The organism is Pseudomonas sp. SWRI68, from assembly GCF_014269165.1.
GTDB classification, from domain to species: Bacteria; Pseudomonadota; Gammaproteobacteria; order Pseudomonadales; family Pseudomonadaceae; genus Aquipseudomonas; species Aquipseudomonas capeferrum.
Genome location: NZ_JABWRU010000008.1, coordinates 39657 through 56924, shown reverse-complemented (window position 1 = coordinate 56924; position 17268 = coordinate 39657). Strand labels below are relative to the sequence as shown.

General features: G+C 63.3%; 20 protein-coding genes. 7 read left to right on the top strand and 13 right to left on the bottom strand.

Annotated elements, in window-relative coordinates; genetic code table 11:
• Window positions 1-7: 7 nt before the first annotated feature.
• The 6 genes from HU770_RS13895 to HU770_RS13870 form a co-directional block, all read right to left on the bottom strand.
• Window positions 8-1246, bottom strand: coding sequence for an RNA polymerase sigma factor (locus HU770_RS13895; RefSeq protein ID WP_186658105.1), 1239 nt, complete (start codon window positions 1244-1246; stop codon window positions 8-10).
• Window positions 1246-1731, bottom strand: coding sequence for an SRPBCC family protein (locus HU770_RS13890; protein ID WP_186663925.1), 486 nt, complete (start codon window positions 1729-1731; stop codon window positions 1246-1248). Before HU770_RS13890 ends, HU770_RS13895 begins: the two co-directional genes overlap by 1 nt.
• 21 nt (window positions 1732-1752) lie before the next feature.
• Window positions 1753-2097 (bottom strand): YciI family protein, encoded by a 345-nt coding sequence (locus tag HU770_RS13885; protein ID WP_033699692.1) that lies wholly within the window; start codon window positions 2095-2097, stop codon window positions 1753-1755.
• Between the two features lie 44 nt (window positions 2098-2141).
• Window positions 2142-2567, bottom strand: coding sequence for a nuclear transport factor 2 family protein (locus tag HU770_RS13880; RefSeq protein WP_186663923.1), 426 nt, complete (start codon window positions 2565-2567; stop codon window positions 2142-2144).
• Window positions 2568-2709: 142 nt separating this feature from the next.
• A complete protein-coding gene (locus HU770_RS13875; protein WP_033699695.1) occupies window positions 2710-3354 on the bottom strand; it encodes a LysE family translocator in 645 nt (214 codons plus the stop codon).
• Window positions 3355-3470: 116 nt separating this feature from the next.
• Window positions 3471-4430, bottom strand: coding sequence for a threonine dehydratase (locus tag HU770_RS13870; RefSeq protein ID WP_186658113.1), 960 nt, complete (start codon window positions 4428-4430; stop codon window positions 3471-3473).
• Window positions 4431-4506: 76 nt separating this feature from the next.
• Between HU770_RS13870 and HU770_RS13865 the strand changes: the two genes are divergently transcribed.
• The gene (locus HU770_RS13865; protein WP_186658115.1) at window positions 4507-5868 is read left to right on the top strand and encodes a PLP-dependent aminotransferase family protein; all 1362 of its coding nucleotides are present in this window, start codon (window positions 4507-4509) and stop codon (window positions 5866-5868) included.
• 64 nt (window positions 5869-5932) lie between these two features.
• Here HU770_RS13865 and HU770_RS13860 read toward each other — a convergent pair whose 3' ends face one another.
• A complete protein-coding gene (locus HU770_RS13860) occupies window positions 5933-6190 on the bottom strand; it encodes a DUF2790 domain-containing protein (protein ID WP_033699696.1) in 258 nt (85 codons plus the stop codon).
• A gap of 376 nt (window positions 6191-6566) precedes the next feature.
• Between HU770_RS13860 and HU770_RS13855 the strand changes: the two genes are divergently transcribed.
• Entirely contained in the window at window positions 6567-6935 is a 369-nt protein-coding gene (locus HU770_RS13855; RefSeq protein WP_186664031.1) for a GNAT family N-acetyltransferase, read from the top strand.
• Here the strand turns inward: HU770_RS13855 and def are convergent.
• From def to HU770_RS13840, 3 genes are all read right to left on the bottom strand, one after another.
• On the bottom strand, window positions 6890-7426 hold the full coding sequence (def, locus tag HU770_RS13850) for a peptide deformylase (RefSeq protein ID WP_033699698.1): 537 nt from the start codon (window positions 7424-7426) through the stop codon (window positions 6890-6892). The two genes, HU770_RS13855 and def, sit on opposite strands and share 46 nt — an antisense overlap.
• On the bottom strand, window positions 7423-8382 hold the full coding sequence (locus tag HU770_RS13845) for a YihY/virulence factor BrkB family protein (protein WP_186663921.1): 960 nt from the start codon (window positions 8380-8382) through the stop codon (window positions 7423-7425). Before HU770_RS13845 ends, def begins: the two co-directional genes overlap by 4 nt.
• Window positions 8383-8580: 198 nt before the next feature.
• A complete protein-coding gene (locus tag HU770_RS13840) occupies window positions 8581-8760 on the bottom strand; it encodes a CsbD family protein (RefSeq protein WP_033699700.1) in 180 nt (59 codons plus the stop codon).
• 244 nt (window positions 8761-9004) lie between these two features.
• Between HU770_RS13840 and HU770_RS13835 the strand changes: the two genes are divergently transcribed.
• Both HU770_RS13835 and HU770_RS13830 read left to right on the top strand, forming a co-directional pair.
• The gene (locus HU770_RS13835) at window positions 9005-10477 is read left to right on the top strand and encodes a NosD domain-containing protein (protein WP_186658121.1); all 1473 of its coding nucleotides are present in this window, start codon (window positions 9005-9007) and stop codon (window positions 10475-10477) included.
• A 118-nt stretch (window positions 10478-10595) separates the two neighbouring features.
• The gene (locus HU770_RS13830) at window positions 10596-10976 is read left to right on the top strand and encodes a hypothetical protein (protein ID WP_186663919.1); all 381 of its coding nucleotides are present in this window, start codon (window positions 10596-10598) and stop codon (window positions 10974-10976) included.
• Here HU770_RS13830 and HU770_RS13825 read toward each other — a convergent pair whose 3' ends face one another.
• Window positions 10977-11813, bottom strand: a complete 837-nt coding sequence (locus HU770_RS13825; RefSeq protein WP_033699704.1) for a S1-like domain-containing RNA-binding protein — start codon at window positions 11811-11813, stop codon at window positions 10977-10979.
• 129 nt (window positions 11814-11942) lie between these two features.
• Between HU770_RS13825 and HU770_RS13820 the strand changes: the two genes are divergently transcribed.
• Window positions 11943-12803 carry a DUF6279 family lipoprotein gene (locus HU770_RS13820; RefSeq protein ID WP_186658130.1) on the top strand — a complete coding sequence of 287 codons (861 nt, stop codon included), beginning with the start codon at window positions 11943-11945 and terminating at the stop codon, window positions 12801-12803.
• A gap of 29 nt (window positions 12804-12832) precedes the next feature.
• Here the strand turns inward: HU770_RS13820 and aceK are convergent, their stop codons facing one another.
• Window positions 12833-14548, bottom strand: a complete 1716-nt coding sequence (aceK, locus tag HU770_RS13815) for a bifunctional isocitrate dehydrogenase kinase/phosphatase (protein ID WP_186658133.1) — start codon at window positions 14546-14548, stop codon at window positions 12833-12835.
• A 149-nt stretch (window positions 14549-14697) separates the two neighbouring features.
• Here aceK and HU770_RS13810 point away from each other — a divergent pair, with 149 nt between their 5' ends.
• Both HU770_RS13810 and HU770_RS13805 read left to right on the top strand, forming a co-directional pair.
• Complete coding sequence (locus HU770_RS13810; RefSeq protein ID WP_186658137.1) at window positions 14698-15573, top strand: DMT family transporter; 876 nt, start codon at window positions 14698-14700, stop codon at window positions 15571-15573.
• 13 nt (window positions 15574-15586) lie between these two features.
• Window positions 15587-16045 carry a DUF4265 domain-containing protein gene (locus HU770_RS13805; RefSeq protein WP_186663917.1) on the top strand — a complete coding sequence of 153 codons (459 nt, stop codon included), beginning with the start codon at window positions 15587-15589 and terminating at the stop codon, window positions 16043-16045.
• Window positions 16046-16049: 4 nt separating this feature from the next.
• Here the strand turns inward: HU770_RS13805 and HU770_RS13800 are convergent, their stop codons facing one another.
• Window positions 16050-16931: a DMT family transporter gene (locus HU770_RS13800; protein ID WP_047583795.1), complete on the bottom strand. Its 882-nt coding sequence runs from the start codon at window positions 16929-16931 to the stop codon at window positions 16050-16052.
• Window positions 16932-17268 lie beyond the last annotated feature (337 nt).

The following is a 17268-nucleotide window of genomic DNA, read 5'->3' as shown; positions in this document are numbered from 1 at the left end:
AATACCCTTACCCCAATTCGCGTAGACGGCTTTCGATATGCCGTCGCTCCGGCGCCTGCCGGGTCAACGCCAGTGCCTGCTGCCAGGCCGCGCGTGCCTCTTCGACATGACCCAACTGAGCATGCAACTGCGCCCTTGCCGCATAGGCCAGGTGATAATCGCGCAACTCCCCCGCCGCCAGAATCGCTTCAACCTCCGTGAGCCCCACCTGCGGCCCATCACGCTTGGCCAGCGCCACCGCCCGGTTCAGCGCCACCACCGCGGACGGCCAGTAGCGTTGCAACACATCGTACAGCCCGACGATTTCGTCCCAGTCCGTCGCATCGGCCGTGGCCGCCTCGGCATGCACCGCGGCAATCGCCGCCTGTACGGTGTAGGCGCCATAGGCCCGGCTTTGCAGGGCGTGGCGCACCAGCGCGCAACCTTCTTCGATACACTCGCGGTCCCACAGGCTGCGGTCTTGTTGCTCAAGCAGCACCAGATTGCCCTCGGCGTCTGTACGCGCACGCTGGCGCGACGCCTGCAACAGCATCAACGCCAGCAAGCCAAACCCCTCCGGGTCGGGTAGTAGTTGCACCAGCAGGCGGCCAAGGCGAATCGCTTCGTCAGTCAGATCTTGCTGCAGCAGGGCGTCGCCGGACGATGCCGAGTACCCTTCATTGAACACCAGGTAGATCACCCGCAATACGCTCTCGAGGCGCTCAGGCAACTCATTGAGCACCGGCACCTGATAGGGGATGCCGGCATCGCGGATCTTGGCCTTGGCCCGCACGATGCGCTGGGCGATGGTGGCCGGGCTTTGCAGAAACGCTCGAGCAATCTGCTCGGTGGTCAGGTCGCAGACCTCGCGCAGGGTCAGCGGCACCTGGGCGTCGCCGGCCAACGCCGGGTGGCAGCAGGTGAAGATCAGCCGCAAACGGTCGTCGCCGAGCAGTTCTTCGTCGCTGGGGTCTTGCGCCTGGCCTTCCAGCAGCATGATCAGGTCCGCCTGGGAGCGGTCGAAGCGGGCACGTCGACGTAACGCGTCGATGGCCTTGAAACGGCCGGTCGAAACCAGCCACGCCCGCGGGTTGTCGGGGATGCCATCACGCTGCCAGCGCTCGACGGCAATGAAGAACGCATCGTGCATGGCCTCCTCGGCCAGGTCGAAATCCCCCAGCAGGCGAATCAAGGTCGCCAGGATGCGCCGGGAATCGCGACGGTAGACTGCCTCGACCTCGGCGCGCACCTGCGCCAGCGTCACCATCAGTCCGGCATCCGCTGGGTCACCACCTCCACCAGGCGGTCCAGGCTTTCTCCCCAGCCTTGGTGAAACCCCATTTCTTCATGGGCACGGCTGTCGGCGGCGCTCCAGTGCCAGGCGCGGGCGGTGTATCGGGTTTGGCCGTGTTCCTCGTCGAAGGTCACCACGGCGGTCATGAAGGCTTTGTTTGAAGGCACCCAGCCTGGCCCGAAAGCGTCGGTGAACACCAACCGCCGGGGCGCGGCGATCTCCAGGAACACGCCCTGGGTTGGGTACTCGGTACCGTCCGGGGCGCGCATCAAGGTACGGAACAGGCCACCAACCCACAGCTGCATTTCGCATTCGGGGGTGGTCATGCCATGTGGCCCCCACCATTGCATCAGCCACTGGGGCTCGGTCCAGGCGCGGAACACCTTGGCCGGTGGTGCGTCGATCAGGCGGCTGATGGACAACTCGTGCTGCGCTTGCGCAGGGTGTGCAAGGCTCATGCTGGTTGTTCTCCGTTATTGTCAGGGTTGCAGTTCGCGCACAGGCCGCACTTCCACACTGCCGACCCTGGCGGCGGGGATGCCCTTGGCGATGTTCAGCGCCTCGTTGAGGTCGCGGGCATCCACCAGATAGAAGCCGGCCAGTTGCTCCTTGGTCTCGGCGAACGGGCCATCGGTGAGGCTCATCTGCCCATTGCGCACACGCACCGTGGTGGCGGTCTGCACCGACTTCAGCGCCTCGGCCGCGAGCATGCGCCCGCCGCCCTGCAGGGATTCGGCGTACGCCATGCACTCGGCGTCTTCCGGGCTGTCGGGCAGGCTGTGCAGCAGCCCTTCGTCACAATAGACCAGGCACAGGTATTTCATGGTCGCCTCCAGGGCATTGGCACAGTGCGTTTGGCGATATCGGCTCAGGGCTTGAGATCGAACAGGGCTTTCTGGGTGTCCATGTCGAAGGGTGCCGACCAGTGTTCGTGGATCACCTGCCATTGCCCGCCTTGGCGGCGATAGCCGACCGTGACGCGCATGAAGCCACACTGGCTTTCGTCATCGGACGGGCCGCAGCGGTTCAGCCAATGGGCCAGGCCCAGGTCGCCGTCGGCGTACACGGTGAGTTCGGCCAGTTCGAAGACCATCGGGCCGGTGCAAAAGCCCATGCACATTTCCCAGTGGGCCTGGTAGGTGGCTTTGCCTTTGAATTGCAGTGCCTTGATGGCATCGAAGGCGACGATGTCGTCGGCATAGGGGGCGGTGATGGCCTGGACGTCGCGGTCGCGCGCAGCTTGCATCCAGCGGTCGATCAGTTGGCGAATTTCGTTTTCGGCTGAGGTGCTCATCGGGGTGCTCCGATCGTTTGAGGTTTTGGCACAGATTTGGGCTGGGCCTTCAACTCTGGTCGAACGGTAGACGGGGGAATCGACAGGGTGGTGAAATTATTTTTGTTGCCGGAAAGAAAGGGTTGGGCCGGCAGGTGCATGCCTACACTGCCGAACTGGCGAGAATAAATTCACGATACCCCGAAACAATCACATAAACCGCGAAATAGCAGAAGATCGCCGCCGACAGCAGGTATGACCAGGTCAGCAGCCGGTCGCCAAGCAAGCGCCCGCCATGGCTGGCAATACCACACAGGCTCAGACACCAGACCAACCCAGCAGCAAAAAAGCCGCTAAGGAACAACCCGGCATCCAGCAAACTGCCACCGCCGGAGCGTGAAATCAGCACCCCACCGACAGCCGCGAACCACAAAATCGCGGTGGGTGACGACATGGCCAAAAAGATCCCTCGCAAAAACTCGCGCCAACCGGACTCCACCACCACGTCTGCCCGCGCCTCCATGTGCCCGCCGCGCCACGCGGCCAGCAGCATCTTCACCGCAAACCACACCAGCAGCGCCGAACCGCCCAGCCACAAGGTCCAGCGCACGCTTTCGAACTGCAACAGCACGGTCATCCCGGCCAGCGCGGCAACGGCATAGATCAAGTCACCCACGCAAGTCCCAAGCCCCAGCCAGAAACCTTTGAGAAAACCACGCTGCATGGCCAAGGTGATCATGGCGATGTTGGCGATGCCGATGTCCAGACACAGGGACAGGCTGAGGAGAAATCCATTGGAAAAAGGCATTGAGCACTCGATGACCGGCCAATTAAGCGCCGTAGAGCCTGCCACGAGTGATCACTCGATTGAAAGCGCAAATTCCCCATGACAGTGGGCGCGGTACCCCCTGATGCCAATCAAGCTCAGTCGATGCCCGCCAGCACGCGCGCATACAGCGCCCGATCCACATTCGCCCCGCTAAGCACCACGGCCACCCGCCTACCGACTTGTCGCTCGCGCTCCTGCATCAACGCCGCCAGCGCCGCAGCCCCTGCACCTTCGGCAGTATTGTGCGTGGCTTCGTGGTACAGCCGCATGGCCTCGGCGACTTCACTGTCGGTGACCCGCACGATGCGCGCGGCATGCTCGCACACCAAGGCGAACGCCTCCGGGTGCGGCACGCGGCAGGCCATGCCATCGGCGAAGGTCTGGGCGGTGGCGGTGGTGACGATGCGGCCCAGTTCGAAACTTTGCGCATAGGCATCGGCAGCACTGGACACCACCCCCACGATCTCGGTCTTCAACCCCAGCAGGTTGCGTGCCTGGATCAGCCCGCAGATCCCCGACCCCATGCCGATCGGCACGTACACGCTGTCCAGGTCAGACACCGCCTCGAGCAGCTCCAGGGCATACGTGGCCACGCCGCGCACCAGCTCCGGGTGAAACGACGGCACCATCGCGTACCCCAATTCATCAGCCAGCCGGGCAGCCTCTTCACGGGCCACATCAAAATCGACACCGTGCTCCACCAGTTCGGCGCCGAGGGCGCGCATGGCGGCGTTCTTTTCGGTGGAATTGCCTTCAGGCACCACAATCACCAAGGGGATGCCAGCCTGGCGGGCAGCCAGTGCCATGCTCTGGCCGTGATTGCCACGCGTGGCGGTGACCAGGCCGCGCGGCGGCTTGCCGCCCGCCAGCAGCGAGCGCACGTAGACCAACCCGCCACGCACCTTGAATGCACCGGTGGGCGCGTGGTTCTCGTGCTTTACCCACACCTGGCAGCCCAGCCGTTCGGCCAGCAAAGGCCAGGCGTGCTGCGGTGTTGCAGGCACGTGCTGGTGAACGAAATCGGCGGCTTCGCGCAGGGCATTCAGGTCGAACATGGCGATCATCCCTCTTCGGTAGGTGGTTGATCCGATCCTAAGCCCCGGGCATTGTATGGGTACAACCTTATATTGCATGGGTAGCAATTTCGTGTGGATCCCAACGCTCGCAAACGATGACCAGCCCCGCTACCTGGCATTGGTCGAGGCGATCGCCGATGCCATCGAGCGCGGCGAGCTCAAGGTCGGTGACCGCCTGCCACCGCAACGGCGCCTGGCCTGGAAACTCGACCTGAACCCCAGCACCACCCAGCAGGCCTACCGGGAAGCTGCCGCCCGCCACCTGGTGGCCGGCGAAGTCGGCCGCGGCACCTACGTGCTGGCAGGCAGCAAGGAAGCGACCCTGTTTCGCCTCAAACACCAAGACGGGCCAAAGCCGCTGATCGACCTGTCGACCAACGTACCGGTGGCCGACCCGCACAATCAGGACCTGCAGCGCAGCCTGCACAGCGTGCTGGAGCAGCGCGACAGCAGCTTGCTGGATCACTACCTGGGCCCCGAGCAACTGCTGCGCGGCCGTATTCAGGGCGCGCACTGGCTGGCCAAGCGTGGCTTGGCGCTGGCCCCGGACCAATTGCTGCTCAGTGGCGGCGCTCAGCAGGCACTGACCCTGGTGCTGCAGTCGTTCTGCCAGGCCGGTGAACCGGTCATGCTCGAAGCCTTGACCGCACCTGGCATCAAAGCAGCCTGCCGACAGCTACGCCTGCCCGTGCATGGCGTGGCACTGGACAGCCAAGGCCTGCGGCCCGACGACCTTGACCGCGTCACCCGCGCCAGCGGTGCCCGCGTACTGGTCACCACACCGACCCTGCACAACCCCACGGGCACCTGCATGGATGACGCCCGCCGCGAAGCGCTTGCGGCGGTCGTCAAACGCCTGGGGCTGCTGGTGATCGAGGATGACGTGTATGGCGCACTCAGCGACCGACCGCCGCTGTACCCACTGCTGGGCGAGCAAGGGGTGCTCATCAGCAGCTTGTCCAAGACGGTGGCAGCAGGTTTGCGTGTAGGGTGGATTGCGGCCAACCCACAGCTGCTTGCACACATCGACCCGCACGCCCAGGCGAGTCACTGGCCGGTGTCGCCACTGAACCTGTATATCGCCTGCCAGTGGATAGAAGATGGCACAGCAGCGCTACGCCTGGCCTGGCAACGTGCTGAAATTACCGAGCGCTGGCGCCTCGCGCGAAAGCTGCTGGGCGATGGGTTGCACAACACAGGCCAGCCTTCGCCGCACGCGTGGCTGGCCACACCGCAAGGTGCAGAGGGGGTGGTCAAGCAGTGTCGCGAACGGGGCGTGGAGGTTGTCCCGGCCAGTGTGTTCGCCATTGGCGCCAGCGAGGTGCAGGCCGTGCGTATCAGCCTGTCGGCGGCCGCCAGCCGGGCTGAACTGAAACAAGGGCTGGAGGTGGTGCGGCAGGTGCTTTCCAGTGAATGAACCGGGAGAAGCCTGCAACCTCTTCGCGTCGGCGCGGCGCGAAGAGGCCGCTGACCTTGAACGATCAACCCTGCTGGCAACCCTCGCCCATGGCGCGGTACTGAATGGTGTGCACCTGGCCCTGGTGGTCTTCATAGGTCATGGTTGCAGGTACCACTTCGCAAACATTGGGGATGGTCGACAGGTTGATGACCCGTTTGATATCCAGGTTCATGGAGTAGTCGTACTGCTGGGCCACAGGCTGGTTGGAGACAGGTTGGACCTCATCGGCGAGGGCGAACGAGGACATACCGACCAATGCAAGAATCAGTAATGGTTTCATGTGGGAGTGCCTATAAAGCAATCAAGCTGATCGATTGACTTCTAATGCCGTCATTGGCGCGGAGAAGTTGTCATCGACTGCAAAGATGACACGAAGTACCGATCCCGCTTCGTCGTACTGCTGGTGGGATGAGTAAAAGTCTACTCCCGGTTGGCAATAGTTGAACCCCAAAGTCGGATATTCACCCTTGCCGGATTTGCAACAATCTGCGACATAATGGGCGGTATATAGTGGCGTAGAGCCGTTGGTTGGCCTCTGCCCGACCCGGCCGACTCAACAAGGGAAATGCGCGATTTCTGATTACCTGTGTTGCTCAAGGCTGCTCGACCCTGAACGACGCCTGCTCGATCACTTCTACCGCCAGCACGGCTCGCGCATGCGCTCGGCCAGTGACGGCGAACTGTGGGTGGCGCGTGCCAGTTGCATCATTGCAGGGCTGAACTTGACCCCGGTGGGCGATGGCTACTGGCTTACCGGGCTGTTCGTCGACCCGCAACAGCGCAACCAAGGTGTGGCTGGGCGGCTGGTCGAAGCCGCGCTGGGGCAGGCCGTTGGGCCGACTTGGCTGTTCTGCCACCCCGACCTTGTGCCCTTCTACCAGCGCCTTGGCTTCGACACGGCAACCGCGCTGCCAGAAGCCCTGGCTGCCCGCCTGCAGCGCTACCAGCGCAGCAAGCCGCTAGTAGCCCTGCAGCGTGGTCAATCGTCGCTGGCGTCCAACCCGGGGAACAGCACCTCGGTGTAACCGAATTTGGCGAAGTCCTGGATGCGCGAGGGGTAAAGCCGGCCGATCAGGTGGTCGCACTCGTGCTGCACCACGCGCGCATGGAAGCCATCGGCAAAACGGTTGATCGGGTTGCCTTGCGGGTCGAGCCCCTCATAGCGAATGTGCTTGTAGCGCGGCACCACGCCGCGCAATCCGGGTACCGACAGGCAGCCCTCCCAACCGTCCTCGACCTCGGTGGTCATCGGCGTGATCACCGGGTTGATCAGGATGGTCTGCGGCACCGCTTCGGCATCGGGGTAACGCTCGCTGCGTTCGAAGCCGAAAATCACCAGTTGCAGGTCGATGCCAATCTGCGGTGCGGCCAGGCCCACACCCCCGACATGGCGCATGGTCTCGAACATGTCGTCGATCAACTGCTGCAGTTCGGCGCTGCCGATCAGGTGTTCGGGCACGGGCGGGGCGATGCGCAGCAGGCGTTCGTCGCCCATCTTGAGAATGTCACGGATCATCTGGGGTTCGGCTCGGAAGGTTGATGCTGGCTCGGTTGCGGGTGTTCGTGGCCCAGCACGGTCAGGGTTTCCTGGGATTTTTCACCGTCGAAATCCTTCTCGCCAGGGTTCTTGCCCTCGGCCGACATGTGCTCGATCACCGCGTTCATTTCCGCGCCGAGCAGCAGCACAGCGGCGGAAATATAGAAATACAGCAATAGCACGATGATTGCACCGATGCTGCCGTACATGGCGTTGTAATCGGCAAAGGTTTTGACGTAGTAGGCAAACCCCAGGGAGGCGACGATCCACACCACCACCGCCAGCACCGAGCCTGGGGTGATGAAGCGAAACTTCTGCTTCACATCCGGCATCACGTAGTAGATCAAGGCCACCGCTACCATCATCAAGATGATGATCGCCGGCCAGCGCAGGATGGTCCAGACCGTGACGATGACCTCCTGCATGCCGACCTGGGCGGCAATCCATTCCATCACCTGCGGCCCGAGCACCATCAGCGCTGCCGCAGCCAGCAGCATGCCGGCGATGCCCACGGTGTAGAAGATGGACAGCGGTATGCGCTTCCACACCGGGCGGCCTTCCGGCACATCGTAAGCGGCGTTCATGGCGCTCATCATCAAGCGCACACCCGCCGAGGCGGTCCACAGGGCAATCACGATACCCACCGACAACAGCCCGCCCTTGGACTGTTGCAACTGGTCGATCACCGGGTTCACCTGCTCCAGCGCCTGGGGCGGCAGCACCAGTTCCGATTGCAGGCGCAACCAGGTGAAGAAGTCTGGCAAATGCAGGAAACCGATCAGGGCAATCAGGAACAACAGGAAGGGGAACAGCGAAAACAGCATCTGGTAAGCCAGCGCGGACGCATAGGTGGACATCTCGTCGTCAAGGAACTCCTTGACGGTGCGCACCAGCACGCGGTGCAAGGGCAGGCCCTGCAGGGCGGAAAATATCATAGCGTCTCCTTTCGCCGCTCGATCGATACAACAGGCAAGTCTAATAGACCACGCCGTTGCTGTGCTGCTCCCGAGGGTTATAAAGAAAATGCCTACGTAACTGGGCCCAGGCATTCACGGGCAAGCCCGCCCCCACCGGCTACGTGCTACCTGCAGGGGCGGGCTTGCCCGCGAATCGATGGAACGCTCAATACGGCATCAAGGCTTCTTCACGGCATCCTTGACGTCACCCTTGATCTGCTGCGCTTCACCCTTGAGTTCCTGGGCCTTGCCTTCAGCCTTGAGCTTGTCGTTGTCGGTCACCTTGCCGACGCCTTGTTTCACGTTACCGATTGCTTCGTTGGCCAAGCCTTTCGCTTTGTCTTTAGTACCGCTCATGGCAAAACTCCTGCAAATGGAGACACGTGAACCGTGTCGACAGTCTGTGGACCCAGGGCCTTTCGCAAGAGTTTCAACCAATTTCACCCGAACAAGCCGAGCGGCAAATCTGCGTGCGAATATCGCACCCATTTACCCCGCCCAACTGCCCAGTACCTGCCGGCTGCCCTAGAATCGCGGCATACGCCCGCCCACATAGGGCAGGCCAGTCATAAAAACAACGATTTTCGGAAAACCCGCCCCCATGCGTCTGATGCCTGTGCTCGTGGCCCTGCTGCCACTGCTTCCCCTGCCCGCCCTTGCCGCCTCGCCGGCCGTAACCGAAACCCTGCGCGTCGACCGCTATGCCGACGACGGCCAACCCGGCAGCCTGCGCTGGGCAATCGAGACCAACAACCAGAACCCCGGCCACTACCGCATCGAAATCGCTGCGGTCGGCCAGGCGCCTTATGTCATCCGCCCGACGCGCGCGCTGCCTGAAATCAAAGGGCCGGTGCGCATCACCGGCCAGGCGTGGGCCCGCGACGGCCAGTACATCGCCATCGACGGCTCGGGCTACATCAAGGACCAGGGTGTGCACACCTGCCCCGGCGCTCTGCCCGGCCAGTTCGGCACCAACGTGCGCACCACCACCCACCCTGGCCTGGTGCTGCGCGACACCCAGGGCGTGCACCTGAGCGGCCTGGAAGTGCGCAACTTCTGTATTGGCATCCTGGTCAATCGCGCCAGTGGCAACGTCATCGAAGACAACCGCGTCATCGCCAACAAGGGCGGCGCTGGCATCATGCTGACCGGCGACGACGGTGCCGGCAACCCGACTGCAACCACCACGGTCAACAACAAGGTGCTGCGCAACCAGCTGATCGACAACGGCGACGGCCTGGAACTGACCCGCGGCGCAGCCTTCAACCTGGTGGCCGACAACCTGTTCCGTTCCACGGCGGCCAACCCCGAGCCCTCCCAGGGCATCGAAATTCTGCTGGGCAACGACAACAGCGTGGTCCGCAACCGTTTCGAGAACTACTCCGACGGCCTGCAGATCAACTGGGGCAACCGCAACTATTTGGGCGCCAATACCTTCAGCGGCAACTCGATCGGTGTCAGCGTCACCGGCGAGGGCAACATGCTCGATGGCAACCTGATCCACGGCAACCGCATCGGCGTGGCCCTGCGCCCGGAGCCGGCAATCACCGCCACCCGCTTGAGCGCCAACCGTATCTGGGGCAACAGCCAGGACATCCGCCGCTGCGAGGCTGGCGGCTCTTGCGTACCAGACCAGCGCACCGGCGCTATCGTGTTCGGCGTGCCGGCGCAGGCGCATGCGTTGTACGTAGGGTCGCGCGGGGTGGGGGCGGAGCTGGCGAAGAAGGACCAGGCAATCATCTGCAATGCCCAGGGTGAACCCAAGCCGTGCCAGCCGTTGCCTAATCACAACCAGCAACCACCACGGCTGATGGCGCTGGAGGGGAACGTGATCCGCGGTGAGGTGCAGGGGCCGGCGTCGAGCCTGTTGCGCGTCGAGTTGTTCGGCAATGCGCAAGCAACGGGCAGCGAGGCGGAGCAGTATCTCGGGGAAGTGCTGGTGAACAGCGATGCCAAGGGGCAGGCGCGGTTTGCCCAGGTACTGGAGAACAGTGCCGGGCTGCACAGCTTCACGGCGACCGTGACCACGGCCGACGGGGCGACTTCCGAGTTGAGCCTGCCGGTTCGTCGCTGAGGCAACCGGCCTCTTCGCGGGTTTACAGACGAAGAGGCCGGCCCAGGCAAACCTTGCTCAGCCACCCGCCACCCCTCACAATGCAGGCCTTATCAAGCGTCAACCCGCAGGAACCTGCATGAAACTCGACAAACCCGTCGCCATCGCACGGCGTAACGAAGCACTGGCCCGGCCAGTACTGACCAGCAGCAACACCCTGTTCGCTATCCTCGACCCGAAACGCAACCTGTGGTGGTTCGAGGTGCCGGTAGCGTTGCTGGGCAAGGGCCAGCCCGATTGGGTCAACCTGCTGCTGCACACCCCCGACACCGATGAGCTACAGCACCTGAAGGTGCCGACCAACTTCCTCAAGGCTCACCTGGAGCAGATGGAAGTGCGCAAGCCCGGCAAGCGCCGCTCGACCATCAGCCTGGCCCTGAGCGCCGACCGCGATTCGCTGCTGCGCGACACCCGCCCAGGTGGCGAGCAGCTGGACTTCCGGACCTTCGTGCAGGCCTGATCAGGCCCGCTCGATGCGATCGTCATGGATGACGATGCGGCCTTGCTTGAACAACGCACCAATGGCCTTCTTGAAGTTGCCCTTGCTGACGTTGAACAGCTTGCTGATCACTGCCGGGTCGCTCTTGTCGCACACCGGCAGCATGCCGCCTTCGGCTTCAAGGCGCTGCATGATCAGCTCTTGCAGGCTGTCCGCCAGGGCGGCGCCCACTGGCTGCAGGCTCAGGGCGATCTTGCCGTCGTGGCGAATCTCTTTGATGAAGCCCTTCTCGTGCATGCCCGAGCGCAGGAACTTGAACACTTCGTTCTTGTGGATCAGGCCCCAGTGGCGGTTGTTGATGATCGCCTTGAAGCCCATCGGCGTCTCGCCCGCCACCAGCAGCTCGACCGGCTGGCCCACCTGGTAATCGGCCGGGGTGCGGTCCAGGTAGCGGTCCAGGCGCGCCGTTGCGGTGATGCGGCGGGTGCGCTTGTCGAGGTAGGCGTGCACCACGCAGTAGTCACCGATCTTTAGCGGCTGCAACTCTTCCGAGTAGGGCATCAGCAGGTCTTTGGGCAGGCCCCAGTCCAGGAAGATGCCGGCGCCGTTGATGTCCTTGACCTTGAGGCTGGCGAATTCACCGACCTGCACCTTGGGCTTCTCGGTGGTGGCAATCAGCTGGTCTTCGCTGTCCAGGTAGATGAACACGTTCAACCAATCGTCGACCTCGGTCTCGGCGTTCTTCGGGATGTAGCGCCCCGGCAGCAGGATCTCGCCATCGGCGCCGCCGTCCAGGTACAGGCCGAATTCCACGTGTTTAACGATTTGCAAACTGTTGTAACGCCCAAGCAGAGCCATTTCCGATGTTCCTCAAGACAAGACGGCTATTCTACACCCGAAGCCGCCGCGCTGCCTGACCGCTGATTCGGTGGAACCGCCACCTTACCCTTGCGTCTACTGATTGGCAGCCACTGCAAGGATCAGCACATGCTTTCACGCCTGTTCAAGCCCCTGCTCATCGCCGTGGCGTTCGCCCTGGCCCTGGCGGCGTGCAGCCGCATAGACCTGGCCTACCGCAACCTCGACCGCCTGGTGCCGTGGTCGCTGGGCGACTATCTGGACATGAACCGCGAGCAGAAAGTACTGCTCGACGAGCGCCTCAAGCAGCACCTGGCCTGGCATTGCAAAACCCAGCTGCCCAGCTACCTCGACTGGCTGGACCGGGTGCGCACCATGGTCGCCGAGGACCAGGTGACCGACCAGGCGTTGCAGCAACGCACCCGCGAAGCGCGCGCGGCCATAGGCCGTGTAGCCGAAGAGATCACCCCTTCCGCTACCGAATTGTTACGTGGCATGAGCGACGCCCAGGTGGCAGAAATGCGCCAGGCATTCCGCGACGACATCAGCGAGCGACAAAAGAAGTATGTCGACACGCCCTTGCCCAAGCAGATTGCCCGCCGTACCGAACGCATGGAAAAACGCCTGACGCCGTGGTTGGGTGAGCTCAGTGCGGCGCAGCGGCTGCGGGTGCAAGCCTGGTCACAGGCGCTGGGCGACCAGAACCGCCAGTGGATCGCCAACCGCGCGCATTGGCAGCAACAGCTGGTGCTGGCAATGGACCAGCGTAGCGACGCCAGCTTCGAACCACGCCTGGCGCAATTGCTACAGCGCAAGGAGAGCCTGTGGACGCCGGCATATCGCATGGCCTACCAGAACACCGAGCAACAGGCGCGCACGTTGCTGGTCGACCTGATGCAACTGAGTACCCCAGCGCAGCGCCAGTTGCTGCAGCAGCGGCTGGGCAAGGTGCGGACTGACTTCAGTGAGTTGAAGTGTTTGAAGGGCTGACATGCTGGGGCCGCAAAGCGGCCCCGGGTTCACCGCAACTTGCGCCGATACGGAAACACATCGATCACCCTCCCCTCACGAATCGTCGCCTGCAGCCCCTTCCAGTAATCCGCGTCATACAACTCCCCATGCAACCGGCTGAACAGCCGCCGCTGGCCCATATCGGCAAACAGGAACGGCGGAAACTCCTCGGGGAACACATCATGCGGCCCGATCGAGTACCACGGCTCGCCCGACATCTCGTCCTCCGGGTAGCGCGGCGGTGGAATATGGCGGAAGTTCACCTCGGTCAGAAAGCAGATCTCGTCATAGTCGTAGAACACCACCCGGCCATGGCGGGTGACGCCGAAGTTCTTCAGCAGCATGTCGCCGGGGAAGATATTCGCCGCCGCCAGTTGCTTGATGGCCAGGCCATAATCCTCCAGCGCCTCGAGCACCTGCCCTTCACTGGCGTGTTCCAGGTACAGGTTGAGGGGCGTCATGCGCCGCTCGGTCCAGCAGTGGCGGATCAGCACCGTGTCACCCTCCAACGCGACCGTGGACGGCGCCACCTCCAGCAACTCGGCCAGGCACTGCGGCTCGAACTTGCTCTGCGGAAAGCGGAAATCAGCGAATTCCTGGGTATCGGCCATGCGCCCTACCCGATCGACACTCTTCACCAGGCGGTACTTGTCGATCACGGTGGCGCGGTCGACCGTCTTCGAGGGCGCGAACCGGTCCTTAATGATCTTGAACACCGTATTGAAGCCCGGCAGGGTGAACACGCTCATGACCATCCCGCGCACCCCCGGGGCCATGATGAAACGGTCGTCGCTGCTGGCCAGGTGGTTGATCAACGCCCGGTAAAACTCCGACTTCCCATGCTTGTAGAAACCAATCGAGGTGTACAGCTCGGCAATGTGCTTGCCCGGCAGGATGCGCTTGAGGAAGTTGACGAACTCCGCCGGCACCGGCACATCGACCATGAAATAAGACCGGGTGAAGGAGAAGATGATCGACACCTCGGCCTCGTCGGTGATCAGCGCATCGGCCTCGATGCCATGGCCTTCGCGGTGCAGCAAGGGGATCACCAACGGCCACTGCTCGTCGGGGGTGTACAGGCGGCCGACCAGGTAAGCGCCCTTGTTGCGGTACAGCACCGGCGAGAACAACTCGACCGCCAGGGCCGGGTCTTTGCACACCCAGTCCGGCAGGCATTCGCGCAGTTGTTCTTCCAGGCGCGTCAGGTCGCCTTCCAGGTCACCATAGGGCACATCGAACGGGTAGTCGGCGAAGATCGCCCGCAGCAAGCCTTTGAGGCCATCGCCAAGTGCGTAGGTGCGGGTTTGCGCGGCGCGCTCGTGGCTGCGCATCGACGGCCGGGTGGTGTGGATGAACATGCAGCCGTCGCTGATCTGGTCATGGCTGAACAGGCTGCAGAACAGCGAGTTGTACCAGGTCTCGGACAACTCATCGTCGAGCCGTGGGTCGATCAGGCGAATGTAGGCGCTCTTGACCAGCGGCCACTGCTCCACCTCCAGCAATACATCCTCGGCGAAGCGCTGGCGTAGCCAGCCGTTGGCCTCGGCCACCTTCTCTTCATACAGGTTGATACGCGCCGCTGCTGCGCGCTGGATGTCTTGCCAGCGCGCTTGCTCGAAGCGCTCACGGGCACCAAGGGTGATGCGCCGAAAGTGCTCGCGGTAGTCATCGAAGCCGTCGAGGATCATCCGGGCGATTTCGCCGGCGGGCCAGTGCTGGTGCATGCGAGGCATCTCGTTGCAGGGTGAGATACACAGCTTAGCCGGTCCCTTGCCCGCGAAAGGGCGCGCACCGATTCACTGCGCAAGAAAGCACAAGAATCCCGCTCCCCCCTGGCGTAAACTCGCGCCCTGCCCAAACCCCGGAGACCGTTGTGAGCCCCATCGCCCTAGCCCGCCTGCTGACCCTTGCCGCTGTCTGGGGGGCGAGCTTTTTGTTCATGCGCATCATCGCCCCCGAACTCGGCACCGTGCCGACTGCGTTTTTCCGGGTGTCGATTGCCTGCCTGGGGCTGATCGCCATCCTCGCCGCCGCGCGGGTACGCTGGGACTTCCAGGGCAAACTCGGCGCCTGCCTGGTATTGGGCATGATCAACTCGGGCATCCCGGCCACTTTCTACTCCGTGGCCGCGCAAGTACTGCCCGCCGGCTACTCGGCGATCTTCAACGCCACCACACCGCTGATGGGCGTGCTGATCGGCGTGCTGTTCTTCCGCGAACCGATGACCCTGCCCAAACTCTGCGGCATCTTCCTGGGCCTGTTCGGCGTCGGCATCCTCAGCGGCGCCGGCCCCGTCGCCCTGGACATGGCCCTGCTGCAAGGCGCCCTCGCCTGCCTGGCGGCCACCACCTGTTATGGTTTTGCCGGCTTCCTCGCCCGCCGCTGGGTCAGCGGCCTGGACAGCCGCCTTTCGGCCCTGGGCAGCATGCTCGGCGCAACCTTGCTGCTGAGCCCGCTGTTCGCCTGGAGCGCACTGACCCAGCCACCTGCCAGCTGGGGTGGCTGGAACGTGTGGCTGTCGCTGCTCGGGTTGGGCCTGCTGTGCACCGCATTCGCGTATATCCTGTACTTCCGTCTGCTGGAAGAAATCGGCCCGGTCAAGGCCAGCACCGTGACCTTCCTGATCCCGGTATTCGGTGTGTTGTGGGGCGCGTGGTTGCTGGACGAGCCGCTGTCGATGGCGCACCTGTACGGCGGCCTGCTGATTGGCGCCGCCCTGTGGCTGGTGCTGCGCCCGACACGTAAATAAAGCAGGAGCCACGATGAGCGATGCATACAAGAAGGTGTTGTTCCGCCTGCAGCAGGACGCGGACGGCTACCCGCCCGCCTCGGTCGAGGGCCTGTGGGCCAAGGAAACAGAGGGCGGCTACGAAGTCGACAACATCCCGTTCTATGTCTACGGCATTGCACCGGGCGACATCATTGGCACACGGGACGAAGCAGGTGAAACCTGGTTCGACGCCTTGCGCAGCAGCGGCGGCCGCTCGGTGTTCCGGGTCATCGTCAAGCCACCGGAAACCCTCGACCAAGTGCGCACGGCACTGGAGGATTTCGGCTGCAACTGCGAAGCGGAACAGGCAGTGAGGATGCTCGCTGTCGAAGTCGCCACACAGCGCTCGCTCGACACCTTGCTCTACTACCTGCTGACCCAGCGCGAAGCCGACCTGCTGGACTTCGAGGAAGGCGTGCTACGGCACACCATCCCCGAAGAATTCCGCTGAAGGCTTACGCCTCGGCCAATTGCGCAGCCGGCTTGCGGAACACGAACAGCAAGCCCACCACGATCAGCCCCATCCCCAGCAGGCTCAGCGGTGCCAGGCGGTTACCGAAGATCAGGAAGTCCATCACCGCCGTCACCGCAGGCACCAGGTAGAACAGGCTGGTGACGTTGACCAGGTTGCCCTTGGCGATCAGGCGATACAGCAGCAAGGTCGCCAGCAACGACACCACCAGCCCCATCCACAACAGCGCACCGACGAAACCACCGCTCCACTGCACCTGCAACGGCTGCAACGGCGCGAACAGCGCGCACAGGGCAAACCCTGCCAGGTACTGCAGCGGCAGCGTGCCCATGGGGTTGTCGGTGATGCGTTTTTGCAGGATCGAGCCAAAGGTCATGCTGCCCAACGCCAGCAGCGCAAACAGCATGCCGGCCAGGGACACCCCGCCAAGGTTGATGCTCTGATAGACCACCATCACCAGCCCGGCAAGGCCCAACCCCAGGCCGAACAACCGGCTCCAGGAGCGCTGACGCTCCATCAGTACCACGGTTAGGATCGGCTGCACCCCCATCACCGTGGCCATGACGCCGGGGGTGACATGGGTATTGAGCGCCAACAGATAGAAGATCTGATAGGCCCCCAGCAGCACACAGCCGGTGCCCAGGGCGCGCACAATCGCCCCGCGACTGCGCGGCCAGCGCAAGCCCAGCAACGGGCCGATCAGCAACAGGCCGGCGAGTGCCAGCGCCGAGCGCAACAGCAGGAAGGCGAACGGGCTGGCGTGCGCCAGGCCCAGCTTGGAGACGATTGCCCCGCTGCTCCACAGCAGGACGAACAGGCTGGTGGTGGCCGCCGAGGCCACGGATGCTTTGGAAATGACAGACATGTAGTGCCACCTTTCGGGCGAATAAGCCGAACGGAGGGCGTAACTTTCAGCGAGGGAAGTAGCCGACCGTGTTCAGTAGGTTGCGGGTGCGGTGGGATGCGGCAAAAAGCCGATCAGCCCAGCACGACCACGCAGCGAGGCGGAGCTACGCCGCCTACAACGCCACTGACAGGTGGTGGGTAGTGACTGATCATGGCCGGCTGCTGGCTGCCACGCACGACACTGCCCGCGACTGGCGCGAGGGCAAAGCATGTGGTGGAAGGGATGGCAGGCATGAACAGGTCTTCGGATGAGATCAATGGCCTGGACTATAGCCCGGCGTTTTCTGGTTGGCAAC